The 13,891-nt window shown below is 64.2% G+C and carries 11 protein-coding genes and 1 tRNA gene; 10 read left to right on the top strand and 2 right to left on the bottom strand.

The window, feature by feature from the left end; translation table 11 throughout:
* Nucleotides 1-77 precede the first annotated feature (77 nt).
* A complete protein-coding gene (locus tag NX862_RS13740) occupies nt 78-515 on the top strand; it encodes an MmcB family DNA repair protein (RefSeq protein ID WP_264494491.1) in 438 nt (145 codons plus the stop codon).
* 217 nt (nt 516-732) lie between these two features.
* On the opposite strand, the gene NX862_RS13735 is transcribed toward NX862_RS13740, so the two are convergent.
* Nucleotides 733-948, bottom strand: coding sequence for a DUF6324 family protein (locus NX862_RS13735; protein WP_264494490.1), 216 nt, complete (start codon nt 946-948; stop codon nt 733-735).
* Nucleotides 949-1,128: 180 nt separating this feature from the next.
* Here NX862_RS13735 and NX862_RS13730 point away from each other — a divergent pair, with 180 nt between their 5' ends.
* Both NX862_RS13730 and NX862_RS13725 read left to right on the top strand, forming a co-directional pair.
* A complete protein-coding gene (locus NX862_RS13730) occupies nt 1,129-1,641 on the top strand; it encodes a VPLPA-CTERM sorting domain-containing protein (protein ID WP_264494489.1) in 513 nt (170 codons plus the stop codon).
* A gap of 74 nt (nt 1,642-1,715) precedes the next feature.
* A tRNA-His gene (locus NX862_RS13725) sits at nt 1,716-1,792 on the top strand.
* Between the two features lie 58 nt (nt 1,793-1,850).
* Here the strand turns inward: NX862_RS13725 and NX862_RS13720 are convergent.
* Nucleotides 1,851-2,753, bottom strand: coding sequence for a helix-turn-helix domain-containing protein (locus NX862_RS13720; RefSeq protein WP_264494488.1), 903 nt, complete (start codon nt 2,751-2,753; stop codon nt 1,851-1,853).
* A 169-nt stretch (nt 2,754-2,922) separates the two neighbouring features.
* Here NX862_RS13720 and NX862_RS13715 point away from each other — a divergent pair, with 169 nt between their 5' ends.
* The 7 genes from NX862_RS13715 (at nt 2,923) to NX862_RS13685 (ending at nt 13,867) form a co-directional block, all read left to right on the top strand.
* Entirely contained in the window at nt 2,923-4,989 is a 2,067-nt protein-coding gene (locus NX862_RS13715; RefSeq protein ID WP_264494487.1) for an ABC transporter substrate-binding protein, read from the top strand.
* 169 nt (nt 4,990-5,158) lie between these two features.
* A complete protein-coding gene (locus tag NX862_RS13710) occupies nt 5,159-6,178 on the top strand; it encodes an ABC transporter permease (protein WP_264494486.1) in 1,020 nt (339 codons plus the stop codon).
* A 1-nt stretch (nt 6,179) separates the two neighbouring features.
* Complete coding sequence (locus tag NX862_RS13705; protein WP_264494485.1) at nt 6,180-7,277, top strand: ABC transporter permease; 1,098 nt, start codon at nt 6,180-6,182, stop codon at nt 7,275-7,277.
* Nucleotides 7,278-7,287: 10 nt separating this feature from the next.
* Entirely contained in the window at nt 7,288-8,883 is a 1,596-nt protein-coding gene (locus NX862_RS13700; protein WP_264494484.1) for an ABC transporter ATP-binding protein, read from the top strand.
* Nucleotides 8,880-10,919, top strand: a complete 2,040-nt coding sequence (locus NX862_RS13695) for an alpha-galactosidase (protein WP_264494483.1) — start codon at nt 8,880-8,882, stop codon at nt 10,917-10,919. Before NX862_RS13700 ends, NX862_RS13695 begins: the two co-directional genes overlap by 4 nt.
* Before the next feature lie 10 nt (nt 10,920-10,929).
* Nucleotides 10,930-12,291: an alpha-glucosidase/alpha-galactosidase gene (locus NX862_RS13690; RefSeq protein ID WP_264494482.1), complete on the top strand. Its 1,362-nt coding sequence runs from the start codon at nt 10,930-10,932 to the stop codon at nt 12,289-12,291.
* Nucleotides 12,292-12,379: 88 nt separating this feature from the next.
* Nucleotides 12,380-13,867, top strand: coding sequence for a tryptophan halogenase family protein (locus NX862_RS13685; RefSeq protein WP_264494481.1), 1,488 nt, complete (start codon nt 12,380-12,382; stop codon nt 13,865-13,867).
* The last annotated feature ends 24 nt before the right edge of the window (nt 13,868-13,891 follow it).

The raw sequence follows: 13,891 nt of genomic DNA, 5'->3' as shown, positions 1-13,891 counted from the left end.
GTGTTTCGGGGTCGGGTTTGTCCCAGCCGGGTTTACCCCCGTCGGGGGAGGCAGAGGCCGCGGAGGTGGGACGCCTCATGCCCGGTCAGCGCCTGGCGCGCGGGGTGGCGCGGGCCTTGCGGGCGCTGGATTTCGCAAGCCTCGAAGAGATGATCCCGGCGCCGGGGCTGCGGGTTGACCTCATGGCCCTGGGTCCAAGGGGCGAAATCTGGGTGATCGAGTGCAAATCCTCGCGGGCGGATTATGCGGCGGATCGCAAGTGGCGGAGCTACCTGGAGTTTTGCGACCGCTTTTTCTGGGCCGTGGATGGCGATTTCCCGGTCGATATCCTGCCCGAGGGAACCGGATTGATCCGCGCCGACGCCTGGGACGGCGAGATCATCCGGATGGGCGAGGACAGACCGCTGTCCGCGCCAAGACGCAAGGCCATGATGCTGCGATTTGCCCGGCAGGCGGCGGCCAGGCTGCAAGCGCTGCGCGATCCGCGCGCCCAGGGCGGGGCCAGCCTGTTATAGGGCCAGACTGTTTTAGGGCCAGCCTGCCATGGGGCCTGTGCCGGGTGGGGCCAGCGCTGGTGGGGCCAGTCCCCAGCGCCTGACGTCGGCTCAAGCCAGCCCCGCCCGCGCCGCGCGCAAGGTTCACAAGCGCAGGACCCGAGAGCGGCGGCCAGAGATCGGCGGCCAGAGAACGGCGGTCTGCGAGCGAAGGTCTGCGAGCGGCGCCCCGCCCCGGTCAGCGCTTTTTCTTTGGCGACGGCTTGCCGCCCATGTCGCGGGCGGCTTCGGCGGCGGCGCGCAACTCCTCGGCGATTTCCAGCGCCTCGTCGGGGTCGAAATCCATCGGGATCTCGGTGCCGTTGTCGGCCTCGATATAGATGCGCACCATGCCCTGATCGGTCGGCCCGATCTGGATATTGGCGGAGACGTCGCTTTGCTTGTCGATGCCCATGGGGTCCTCCGTTTTGCCGGGTATGAGATGCAGGCCCCGGCCTGTCAACATGGCCGGGGCTGTCCGCGCCCCAAAAGCGGCAGGGGATGGGGGGAGGGCGCAGGAAAGCCCGGAAATTGCGATTGGGAAAGCCGGACGAACGTGGTATCCAAGTGTATAACAATTGCAACGGAGACCAGAATGACCAAGACGTTTGCGGCCATCGCCATGGCCTTGGCCCTTTCTGCAGGGGCGGCTTCAGCTGCGACGCTGAGTTTCAACTTCAGCTTCGTCAATGCGGCCATCAATGGCGGCGGCACTGTGACGGGCACGATCGCGGGCCTGAATGACAATGCCACCGGGGCCGCGACAAGCCTCAAGGTGACGGGCAACACCAATGCTCTGGGCTTTGGCCTTGGGGAATATGCCGTTGGGGCCTATATCAACACCTTTACGGTTTCGGCCGGGGTGCTGACCGCGTGGAACTTCCTGCAATTCGGCAAGGGCGACACCGGTTGCTGCTCGATTCGTCTGACCAGCGCCAATTCCCTGGCGGGTTTGACCAATGCAACCGGCGTGGTCCGTCATCCCACGACCGACGTGACGATCACCCCGGTCGTGGTGCCGACCGTTCCGGTGCCTGCGGGTCTTGGGTTGCTTCTGTCGGCGCTGGGGGGCTTGGGCGTGATGGCCCGCCGTCGCAGCCGGGCGTGAACAGCCCGCATTGCGGGGGCTGACGATTTTTCGGGTTGACCCGGTCAGGACTTGGCCCTAATCAGCCCCCGTGTGCCGCCTTAGCTCAGCTGGTTAGAGCACTAGATTGTGGATCTAGGGGTCACCCGTTCGAACCGGGTAGGCGGTACCATCTTCCAAAGCCCTGCGCCCCGGCGCGGGGCTTTTGACTTTGCGCCTCGGCCTGCCCCCTAGCCCAGATACTGGGTGCGCACCTCGTTCGGGCTGGCGCCATAGGCCGCCTTGAACTGGTGGTAAAACTGCGAAATCGAGGTGAAGCCCGAGGCCTCGGCGACCGAAGCGATGGCCAGCGCGCTTTCCACAAGCAGCGCCCGCGCCCGCATCAGCCGCATCCGCAAGACGAACTGCTTCAAGGGCGTCTGCATCACCCGGGTGAACAGCGACAGGGCGTAGTTCTCGTGCAGGCCTGTGACCGCGGTGATCTCGGCGTTCTTCAGCGGCTTGTCCAGGTTTTCCAGCACCAGGCGCACCATGGCGATGACATGGCGGATATGGGCCGAGGACAGCGCCCTTTCCCCCGCCGCATCGTTGCGCGGCAAGCGCAGATATTCGGGCGCCGTCAGGAAAGCGCGGCGGAACAGCGCGTTCAGCTCCATCTTCATGATTTCCGTCCGCTCGAAGTCGCCGGACCGGTAATCGGCATACCAGCGCCGCATCAAGGCCTCGTCGCAGAGGGTTTCCGGCAAGAGAATCATCCCGCCGCCCAGCATGGCAACCTGCAGCGCCATGATGTGGTTCATCATCAGGAAGGCATCCAGCGGCAGGTAGATATTGGCCAGCCGCGGCGGTTGGTCGCCCGTGGGCGTCACCTCGGTCAGCCGATGCGGAATCCCGGCCCAGAAGATCGCAAGCCGACCCGGCGGCACGACAAGCGTTTCATTATCAACATCATAGCGCATTGTGTGATGCAGGGCGAAATTCGCCTCGATATGGCCATGCCAATGCGGCCGCCCCATGACCTGGGGTTCAAAGATGCGGATGCCGAACCGGCCGAAGGCGCGGGAGGTGGAATAGAAGTGCCGCTCGTGCTTGGGCGCCCCCTTGAGACGCTCTTCTTCGGTCAAATCCTTCACGATCCCCCCGATCTTAGAAACCCGGAATAGAATCTGGCAATCCGCCATTGTTGGCAAGCCCCTTCATGCCGCAAGGTGGATCACCGGCGATGGCGAGGACCGCCGCCGGCTTCGCAACCGTCACGCGAAAAATCGGCCCCCGAACGGGGCCATCGGGAGGAGATAAACCATGATGATCCAGCGCGCTGCGATGGCAGCGCTTCTGCTGGGTGTGTCCGCTTACGCCGTGAGTGCCGAAGTGATGGCCCCCACGACCCCGCCGGATGCCCCGAAATTCGACGCCCAGGGCGAGCCCGTTTTCGTCAACCGCGCCGATGTCGCCGAATTCAAGGCCCTGCCGTCCTACAATGAACCGGCCTGGGTCAAGGCTTTCGTGGACGCGGGCAAGCTGCCCCCGGTGGCAGAGCGTCTGCCCAAGGAACCCATGGTCTACAAGACCGCCAACATGCCCGACGGCAATGGCGTTTACGGCGATGTGATGCGCCATGTGATCGGCGGCCGTCCCGAGGGCTGGAACTTCTGGGCGGGTCAATCCTATGGCTGGGGCGGGATCGACATCGCCTTGGTGGAATGTCTGACCCGGACCGGTCCGCTGTTCCAGATCAACGCAGCTGACCTGACGCCGATGCCGAACCTCGCGAAGTCGTGGGAATGGTCCGAAGACGGCAAGACCCTGACCGTGCATCTGGTCGAGGGCGCCAAGTGGTCGGACGGCGCGCCCTTTACCACGGCGGATACCGAATTCTACTTCAACGACGTGGTGATGGATGAAAACGTCACGCCGCTGATGGGGGCCTCGGCCGCCACCTATGCGGATGGCGTCTATGCCAATGTCGACGACTTCACCTTTACCCTGACCTTCCCGACCGCCTTCCCGGAGTCGGTGTTGTATAACATGGCCTATGGCAACTTCTGCCCCGGCCCGAGCCATGTGCTGAAACCGCAGCATCCGAAGTATGGCGGCAAGGATTACGACAGCTTCCAGAAGGCCTTCCCGGCCGATTACATGAACTTCCCCGTGATGGGCGGCTGGACCGTGGTCGAGCATCGGCCCGACGATGTGGTCGTGCTGCGCCGCAACCCCTATTACTGGAAGGTCGACGAGGCCGGCAACCAGCTGCCCTATCTGGACGAGATGCAATATCGCCTCTCCACCTGGGGCGACCGCGACGTGCAGGCCGTGGCCGGCACGGGCGACTTTTCCAACCTGGAACAGGCCGAAAACTACGTCGAGGCCTTGAAGAAGGCCGCCGATCCCGCCTCGCCCGCCAAGCTGGCCTTTGGCCCGCGCACCATCGGCTATACGCTTTACCCGAACCTGTCGGGCAATGGCTGGGGCGAGCCTTCGGCCGAGGGTCAGGCGATCCGCGAACTGAACCGGTCCTTGGATTTCCGCAAGGCGATCAGCTATGGCATGGACCGTCAGCGCCTGGGCGACAGCCTGGTCAAGGGGCCCTTTACCGTGCCCTATCCGGGCGGCCTTTATGCGGGAACGTCCTATTACGACAAGGACTCGACCGTCTTCTATCCCTATGACGCGGCTTCGGCCAAGGCATCCCTGGAAGCGGCTGGCCTGACCGACAGCGATGGCGATGGTTTCGTCAACGTGGCGGGTGGCGCGAACCTGAACGTCACTCTTCTGACCCAGTCGGACTATACCACCGACAAGAACCTCGCCGAGGGCGTGGTGGCGATGATGGGCGAAATCGGCTTGAAAGTGACGCTCAGCGCACTGACCGGCAAGGATTTCGACAATGCGCGCGACGCGGGCAAGTATGACTGGATCATCATCCGCAACGGGACCGAGCTGATCACCGTGGTGCAGAACACCACGGCTCTGGCGCCGACCGGTCCTTCGGTGGACGTGAACCACCGCGCCAATGGCACCGGAGAGCTGGACCTTCTGGATCACGAAAAGGCCATGGTCGATATCGTGAACAAGTTCATCGGCTCTCGCGATGCGGCGGAACGGTCGGACCTGATGAAGCAATATCAGAAGGTCTATACCGAAAACCTCGACGGCATCGGCCTGACCGCCTATCCCGGCGCGCTGATCGTGAACAAGCGCTTTGCCAATATCCCGGCTGGGGCGCCCATCTTCATGTATAACTGGGCCGAGGACAACATCATCCGCGAGCGCGTCTTTGTGCCCGCAGACAAGCAGATCGGCGCCGAGCTGCATCCGAACACCTTGCCCGGCGAACCCGGGTCCAAGGGTCCGGTTTCGGTCGAGTGATCGGACAGCCTGCCGCGGGTCGCTGATCCGCGGCAGGCTTGCCCAAGGCCCGGGCGGGTCTTTCCCGCCCAGGCTGAACCAATCCGGGCGGGTCTTTCCCGCCCGGAACCGGCCCCCGGGGCCAAGGGGGCGGTTTTGCCCCGCCCCCCTCTTTTCCAACAGGTGAGACATGCTCCGCTTCCTGGCCATCCGCCTCGGACAATCCATACCCGTCCTTTTCGTCATGTCGTTGATCACCTTCATGATCATCCAGGCCCCGCCCGGCGACTATGCCGACTTCTTGCGCACCAACCTGATCACCCAAGGCAATGCGACCATCGAGGCCGCCGATGCCTTTGCCCAGGAATACCGCGAGAAGAACGGGCTGAACGATCCGCTGCTCGTGCAATATGGCCGCTGGATCTGGGGCATCGTGACGCGGCTGGATTTCGGCCAAAGCTATGCCTACAACAAGCCCGTGCTGGATGTGATCGAACAGCGCTTGCCCAAGACCATCCTGATTGCGCTGACCTGTCACCTGCTGGCCTCGGTCATCGGGATCACCTTCGGCATCCTGGCCGCGACGCGGCAATATACCTGGGTCGACACGGTCCTGTCCTTTGTCAGCTTTCTGGGCATGACGATCCCGCGGTTCCTGCTGGCGCTGATCATCCTGTATATCCTGGCCTACAAGCTGAACGTCCAAGAGATCGGGTCCTTCTTTTCCACCAAATACGGCGGGCAGGACTGGTTTGACGGCATCTGGTTCAACTGGGGCAAGGCCTGGAACCTGATCACCCATGTCTGGCCGGTCATCGCGGTCGCGACCTTTGGCGGGCTGGCCTATAACATGCGGGTCATGCGGGCGAACCTGTTGGACACGCTGAACGCGCAATATGTGGAAACCGCCCGCGCCAAGGGGCTTAGCGAAAGCGCCGTCATCCTGCGCCATGCCGTGCCCAATGCTTTGCACCCTTTGATCGCCTATCAGGGCGTTGTCCTGCCCTATATGCTGACCGGCGAAATCGAGGTCGCCATCGTCTTTGGCCTGGCCACGATCGGGCCGGCCATCGTGGGCTCCATGGCGATTGGCGATGTCTTTGTGACCGCCTCGCTGCTTTTGGTGCTGGGGGCGACGCTGATCATCGGCAATATCATCGCCGACCTTCTTCTGGCCCTTCTGGACCCGCGCATCCGGGTGGGAAGCTGACATGACCGATATCGAAACAACCGACGACCGCGTCTCGACGGTCAACACGCAAAGCCAAAGCTATGGCGCGCTGGTCTGGCGGAGGTTCCGCCGCTCTGTGCCCGGGATGCTGGGGCTGGGTCTGGTGCTGTTGCTGCTTGTGTCGGCCATACTCGCCGAATTCGTGGCGCCGATGGACCCGAACCAGCCGACGGTCAGCTTTGCGCCGCCCGATCAGATCGACTTCGCCCCCTGGCCCACGGTCTATGCCATCGTTGAAAGCGACGAGCTGGACCCCGTGACCTATCAGCCGCTGATGGGGCCTGACCTTGAAAACCCCCGCCCGCTGGCGTTTTTCGTCGCGGCAAAGCCCTATCACCTGATGGGCCTGATCCCGATGCAGACCCGTTTGGTCGGCCTGTCCGATGGCCAGCCCCTGCACCTTTTGGGCACCGACAAGCTGGGCCGCGATATCCTGTCGCGGGGGATTTATGGCGCGCGGTTGACGCTGATGATCTCGCTGGTCTCGATCACCCTGATCACCGCCATCGGGACGCTGATGGGGATCACCTCGGGCTATATCGGCGGGCGTTTTGACATGTGGTTTCAACGCTTTGTCGAAATCGTCCTGGCCTTCCCGCAGCTGCCTTTGTATCTGACGCTGACGACGCTGATCCCGCCCACGGCGCCCTCTCCGGTGTTTTTGGGCTTTGTCATCCTGGTCATCGTGGGGCTGGGCTGGGCGCAATTGTCGCGCGAGGTGCGGTCCAAGACGATGTCCATGGCGCGGGTGGATTATGTCCGCGCAGCCGTGGCGGTGGGGGCCAGTGATGGGCGGATCATCACACGGCATATCCTGCCCAATGTGCTGTCCCATGTCATCGTCAGCGTCACCCTTGGCATCCCGTCGATCATCCTGCTGGAAAGCTTCCTTGGCTTCCTGGGCTTCGCCGTCAAGCCGCCGCTGATTTCCTGGGGGTTGATGTTGCAGGACGCGCAGACCTTCTCGGCCATCGGGTCCTACCCCTGGATACTCTCGCCGGTGGGTTTCGTGCTGCTTGCGGTCTTTGCCTTCAACGCTTTGGGCGATGGCTTGCGCGATGCCGTCGACCCCTATTGAGGTGCCTGAAATGGAACATGTGATCGACGCGCAAAACATCGGCGTCACCTTCAATGTGCTGGGCGGCACGATCGAGGCGGTGCGCGATGTCTCTTTCACCCTGGCGCGGGGGCAGACCATCGCGCTGGTCGGAGAGTCGGGCTCGGGCAAGTCGGTGACGGCGCGGGCCTTGATGCGGCTTTTGTCGAAACGCGCGGTGGTGGGGGCGCAGACGCGCATCCTGTTCAAAGGGCAGGACCTGGCCAAGGCCAGCCCGACCCAGATGCGCCAGCTGCGCGGCAACCGGATGTCGATGATCTTTCAAGAGCCGATGTCCTCGCTGAACCCGGTCTACAAGATCGGCGCGCAACTGTCCGAGGCGCTGCGCATCCATCAAAAGATGACCAAGCCCGCCGCCTGGGCCCGCGCCATCGAGCTTTTGCGCGAGGTGCAGATCCCGGACCCCGAGGCCCGCGTGAACCAGTATCCGCATCAGCTTTCGGGCGGTCAGCGCCAGCGGGTGATGATCGCCATGGCGCTGGCGAACAACCCCGATGTGCTGATCGCCGACGAGCCCACGACGGCGCTGGATGTGACGGTTCAGGCGGAAATCCTTGGGCTGATCAAAGAGCTAAAGGCGCGCACGGGGATGGCCGTCATCCTGATCACCCATGACCTGACCGTGGTCCGGCAATTCGCGGATCATGTCTATGTCATGCAACATGGCCAGGTGCGTGAATCCGGTCCGACCGAGGCGATCTTTACCGATCCGCAGCACCCCTATACGCGCAGGCTTTTGGGGTCGGAACCCAAGGGCCAGGCCAACCCCCTGCCCCCGGGTCAGGATATCGTCCTGTCGGGCGACAAGATCCGCGTCACCTATAACCTGCGTCGCGGCGGGGCCTTTCGCGGCACCAACCACGCGCTGCAGGCGGTGGATGGCCTGTCCCTGGACCTGCGGCGCGGCGAGACCCTGGGGCTGGTGGGCGAGTCGGGTTCGGGTAAGACCACCTTCGGCCAGGCGCTTTTGCGGCTGAACACCCTGACCGAAGGCGCCGTGACCTTTCAGGGCCAGCGGATCGAGACCTTTGACCGCGCCCAGATGAAGCCCCTGCGGTCAAAGATGCAGATCGTCTTTCAGGACCCTTTCGCCAGTCTGAACCCCCGCATGTCGGTGCGCCAGATCATCGAGGAAGGGTTGATCGTCAACCGCCTGCCCGGTGGCGTCGCGCGTGTGCAAGCGGCCTTGCGCGATGCCGGCCTGCCCGACAACATCCTGAACCGCTTTCCGCATGAATTCTCGGGTGGGCAGCGCCAGCGGCTTGCCATCGCGCGGGCCATCGCGCTGGAGCCGGAATTCATCCTGCTGGACGAGCCGACCTCGGCCCTGGACCTGTCGGTTCAGGCGCAGATCATCGAACTTCTGCGGAAATTGCAGGCGGAAAAGGGGCTGAGCTACCTTTTCATCAGCCATGACCTGAAAGTCGTGCGGGCCCTTTGCCACCGCGTGATTGTCATGCAAAACGGGCAGATCGTGGAACAGGGCGCCGTGGCCGATGTGCTGGAACGGCCCCAAACCGACTATACCCGCCGCCTTGTGCGGGCGGCCTTCGAGATTGCGACATGACCCAATACCGTATCGACGACGCCCATTCGACCCTGGTGCTGGAGGAAACCGCCTCTTTGCCCCGCATCGCCTATTTCGGGCCGCGCCTTCCTGACGGCGAGGACCTGGGGCAATTCCTGCTGTCCACCGCGTTGGACCTGAACGGCGGGATGCTGGACGAACTGGCGCCGCTGACCCTTTGCCCGGTGGGCGATGGGCATTTCATGGGCCAGCCGGGGCTGGTCATCGCGGGACTGGTGCCGCGATTTCGGGCGCATGTTGCGGCCTCGGGCGCGGAACTGACCGTGACGGCACGGGATGAGGCGCTGGGGATCACCTACCGCGCCGAGATCGCTTTGGACGGGGTTCTGGCGCTGCAAGCGGTGGTGGAATCGGATGCGCCCATCCGGCTGGAGTGGCTTTGCGCCCCCGTTCTGCCCGTGGCGCCGGGTCAGGACGAGATCGTCGAATTCTCCGGCCGCTGGGTTGGCGAACTGCACCAGCACCGCCACCGCTTTGCCCCCGGTGCGCGCTTGCGCGAGGCGCGGCAGGGGCGGTCGGGGCAGGAAAACCCGCCCTTCGCGCTGACCTGCACGCCCGGCGCCAGTGCCACGCGGGGCGAGGTCACGAGTTACGCCTATGGCTGGCCCGGCGGTCACCGGATGCTGGCCGAGGAACTCCCCTGTGGTCGCCGTCAGGTGCAATTCGGCCATGTTCACGGGTCGAACGGGATGGGCACGCGGTTTGAAACCGGCGTCCTGACCGTGGCGCGGTCCGGCGCGGGGTTCAACGATGCGGCGGTGGTCCTGCAGGCCCATGTCCGCGACCGGTTGGTGCCCTGGGTCCGCCCGAACCGCCCGGTGCATTACAACTGCTGGGAGGCGGTCTATTTCCAACACGACCTGCCCACCCTGTCCGACATGGCCGACCGTGCCGCCCGCATCGGGGCAGAGCGGTTTGTGCTGGACGATGGCTGGTTCAAGGGGCGCAACAACGACAAGTCCTCATTGGGGGATTGGTCGATTGACCGGCAGAAATGGCCCCATGGGCTAAAGCCCCTGATCGACAAGGTGAAATCTTTGGGCATGACTTTCGGCCTCTGGGTCGAGCCCGAGATGGTCAACCCCGACAGCGACCTTTACCGCGCCCATCCCGATTGGGCCTTGGGGCGGGCGGATCAGGTGACGGGGCGCTATCAGCTGGTGCTGGACCTTGGCCGCCAAGAGGTGCGCGATTACCTGTTCGCGGCCATCTCCAAGGTCCTGGCCGAGAACGACATCGACTATCTGAAATGGGACCACAACCGCCTGCTTCCGGTGCTGGATGCGGCGCAGGGGCGCGGCGTGATGGACCTGATGGCCCGCTTGCGCGAGGCCCATCCGGGGGTCGAGATCGAAAGCTGCGCCTCGGGCGGCGGTCGCATCGACTATGGCATCCTGACCCAGACCACCCGCGTCTGGCTGTCCGATTGCATCGACGCGCTGGAGCGGGTGCGGATGCAGGCCACCGCCAGCCTGTTCCTGCCGGCCGCCGTCGTGGGCTCCCATGTCGGCGCCTTCCACGCCCATACGACCGGGCGCAACCTGCCGATGGAGCTGCGCGCCTGGGTCGCGGCCATGCGCCATATGGGGTTTGAAAGCGACCTGACCGCATTTACGCCCGCGGAAGAGGCGCTGCTGACCGAAGTGACCGCTTGGTATAAGGCCAACCGCGACTGGATGCACGCGGGCGAGATCCGCCAACTGGAGAGCGAACCCGGCCGCACCGGCGAAATCCAGATCGCCAAGGACGGCGCGCGCTTTGTGGCCTTTGCCGTCCAGACCGACATGCCAGAGGCGCAACTGCCCCTGCCCCTGCGCCTGACCGGGCTGGAGCCCACCGCGCGCTACCGCGTCACCCTGCGCAATCCCGGCACGGCGCCCGGACCCTCACGCGGGCCGGTGGCGCTGAAGACCCAAAGCCTGACCCTGTCCGGGCAGGCGCTGATGGCGCAGGGGCTGGCCCTGCCGCTGTCCTGGCCCGCAACCCTTTACGTGATCGAAGGCACCCGCCTTTAAGGAGAACATCGTGACGAAAATCACCTTCATCGGAGCAGGCTCCGCCGTCTTCACCAAAAACATCGCGGGCGACATCCTGTCGCGTCCGGCGCTGGCCAATGCCGAAATCCGGCTGATGGACATCAACCCCGAACGCCTGGCCGAATCCGAGATCATCGTGGGCAAGCTGGCCGCGACGCTTGGCGGCAAGGCGCGGGTGCGGACCTTTTCCAACCAGCGTCAGGCTTTGGACGGCACCGACTTTGTCGTCTGCTGTTTTCAGGTCGGCGGCTATGACCCCTGCACGATCACCGATTTCGAGGTCCCGAAGAAGTTCGGCCTGCGCCAGACCATCGCGGACACTTTGGGCATCGGCGGCATCATGCGCGGCCTGCGCACCGTGCCGCATCTGTGGTCGATCTGTGAGGATATGCTTCAGGTGGCGCCGAACGCCATCATGCTGCAATATGTGAACCCGATGGCCATCAACACCTGGGCCATGGCCGAGAAATACCCGACCATTCGGCAAGTGGGGCTCTGCCATTCGGTGCAGGGCACAGCCTATGAGCTGGCGCGCGATCTGGACATTCCGGTGGGTGAAATCCGCTACAAGGCGGCAGGCATCAACCACATGGCGTTTTACACGACCTTTGAACACAAACAGGCGGATGGGTCGTGGAAGAACCTCTATCCCGACCTGCTGAAGGGCTACCGCGAGGGGCGCTTCCCCAAGCCCTCGCATTGGAACCCGCGCTGCCCGAACAAGGTCCGGTATGAGATGCTGACGCGGCTGGGCTATTTCGTGACGGAAAGCTCCGAGCATTTCGCGGAATATACTCCGTGGTTCATCAAGCGCGACCGGCCCGACCTGATCGAGAAATTCGGCATCCCGCTGGACGAATATCCCAAGCGCTGCGTCGAACAGATCGCGCGGTGGAAGCGCGAGGCCGAAACGCTGAAGAATGCCGAGACGGTCGAGGTCAAGGAAAGCCATGAATATGCCAGCCAGATCGTGAATTCGGTCGTGACCGGTGAGCCTTCGGTGATCTATGGCAACCACGGCAACCGCGGCTTCATTCCCCAACTGCCCAAGGGGTGCGCGGTCGAGGTTCCGACGCTGGTCGACCATATGGGGCTGCAACCCACTGTGGTGCATGATATTCCTCCGCAGCTGATTGGCCTGATGCGCACGAATATCAACGTGCAAGAGCTGACGGTGCAGGCGCTGTTGACCGAGAATGTCGAGCATATCTACCACGCGGCCATGTTGGACCCTCATACCGGGGCTGAACTGGATCTGCAGCAGATCTGGGACCTGACGACGGATCTTCTGGCGGCGCATGGCGACTGGTTGCCGGAATGGGCGCGGGTCAAGACGGTCAAGGTGGCGTGAACGGCGGGCGCTGGAGGGGTTTCACACCCCTCCAGACCTCCCCGTGGAGTATTTGTGCCAGTATGAAAGGCGCAAGAAGGGTTTGAAGATGACACCGAAGCGCATCGTGATCGTGGGCGGGGGGACGGCGGGGTGGCTGGCCGCCATGATGCTGTCGGATGTCGCCGCGCGGAAGGGCTGGGGCGCCGCGGTCACGGTGGTGGAATCGTCGCGGATCGGGACGATTGGCGTGGGCGAGGGGTCCACGGCGGTGTTTCGTCAGATGCTGGGGCATTTCGGGCTGTCAGAGGCCGAATTCCTGCGCGAGACCGGGGCCACGATCAAATACGGCATAAGGCACCGCGATTGGCGGCGGGTCGGGCATCACTACGATGGGCCGATCGACGATCCGGGTTTGGTGACGGGCGGGCTGCCCTTGGACGCCTATGCGGTGGCGGCGGGGCGTTCGGTGGGCCAGGCGCATCTGTTCCAGCACCTGATGGACAAGGGCCGCGCGCCGGTGGCTTTGCGGGGCGGGCGGCAGGTGGCGGCGGGGCCGTTTCACCACGCCTATCACTTTGATCAGGCGTTGGTGGGGGCTTGGCTGCGCAGGAAGGCGCGCGGGATAGCGGTGATCGACGACGAGGTCGCGGGGATCGAGACCGGTGCGGCGGGGATTGCGGCTTTGCGCATGGTCTCGGGCGCGCGGGTCGAGGGGGATTTCTTTGTCGATGCCTCGGGGTTCAAGCGGGCCTTGATCCTGGGCTTGGGTGCGGAGTGGATCAGCTATGCCGATGTCTTGCCGGTCAACCGCGCCATGCCGTTTTGGGTGGACCTGAAACCGGGGCAAGAGATTCCGCCGATGACGGTCGCCTGGGCGCAAAAGAACGGCTGGCTGTGGCAGATCCCGACGCAAGAGCGCTTTGGCATGGGCTATGTCTACTCCGATGCCCATATCGGCCCCGAGGCGGCTCAGGCCGAGGTGGAGGCGGCCTTGGGTCACAAGATCGAGCCGCGGCGGGATATCAAGATCGACGCCGGGCGCCTGCGCGCGCCCTGGATCGGGAATTGCGTCGCGCTGGGGCTGGCATCGTCCTTCCTGGAGCCTTTGGAGGCGACCTCGATCCATGGCACGATCACGCAGCTGATGATGCTGGCGGAATGGCTGCCGCTGCCGGATGGGGCTGCGCGGTATAATGCGGCGGTGGGGGCCCAGGTTGACGACTTCCGCGACTTTATCCGGCTGCATTATGTGACCGAGCGGCGCGACTCGGGTTTTTGGTGCGATGTGGCGGGGTCCCTGCCCGGGGCGCTGCAAGACCGGCTGGACCTTTGGGCGACGCGCCTGCCCCGGCCAAGTGACTTCGCGCCCTTTGCCCTGGGCCTGCCGCATCTGCAGGGCCAGCTTTACACCCCAGTTCTGGATGGGCTGGGGCTTTTGTCGCGCGCGGCGGCGCGGGCCGAGATGGCGGACGCGCCGTTGCGGGACAGAACGCGGGCCGCCCATGCGGGGCTGGTGGCCGAATACACAAGGGCGGCCGGGCAATGTCTGCCGCACCGCGCTTGGCTGGACTCCTTGCGCGAGAAGGTCAGCTGAGCGGGGGCGCCCCCCGCCCCCGCC

It is taken from the genome of Stagnihabitans lacustris (assembly GCF_025950525.1).
GTDB lineage: Bacteria > Pseudomonadota > Alphaproteobacteria > Rhodobacterales > Rhodobacteraceae > Stagnihabitans.
Note: the sequence above shows the minus strand (reverse complement) of the source record. Positions and strands in the feature narration are given on the sequence as shown.

Coding starts and splice junctions, on each gene's coding strand:
- NX862_RS13740 (WP_264494491.1), top strand. CDS start 78: ATGCCCGGTCAGCGCCTGGCGCGCGGGGTGGCGCGGGCCTTGCGGGCG.
- NX862_RS13735 (WP_264494490.1), bottom strand. CDS start 948: ATGGGCATCGACAAGCAAAGCGACGTCTCCGCCAATATCCAGATCGGG.
- NX862_RS13730 (WP_264494489.1), top strand. CDS start 1,129: ATGACCAAGACGTTTGCGGCCATCGCCATGGCCTTGGCCCTTTCTGCA.
- NX862_RS13715 (WP_264494487.1), top strand. CDS start 2,923: ATGATGATCCAGCGCGCTGCGATGGCAGCGCTTCTGCTGGGTGTGTCC.
- NX862_RS13710 (WP_264494486.1), top strand. CDS start 5,159: ATGCTCCGCTTCCTGGCCATCCGCCTCGGACAATCCATACCCGTCCTT.
- NX862_RS13705 (WP_264494485.1), top strand. CDS start 6,180: ATGACCGATATCGAAACAACCGACGACCGCGTCTCGACGGTCAACACG.
- NX862_RS13700 (WP_264494484.1), top strand. CDS start 7,288: ATGGAACATGTGATCGACGCGCAAAACATCGGCGTCACCTTCAATGTG.
- NX862_RS13695 (WP_264494483.1), top strand. CDS start 8,880: ATGACCCAATACCGTATCGACGACGCCCATTCGACCCTGGTGCTGGAG.
- NX862_RS13685 (WP_264494481.1), top strand. CDS start 12,380: ATGACACCGAAGCGCATCGTGATCGTGGGCGGGGGGACGGCGGGGTGG.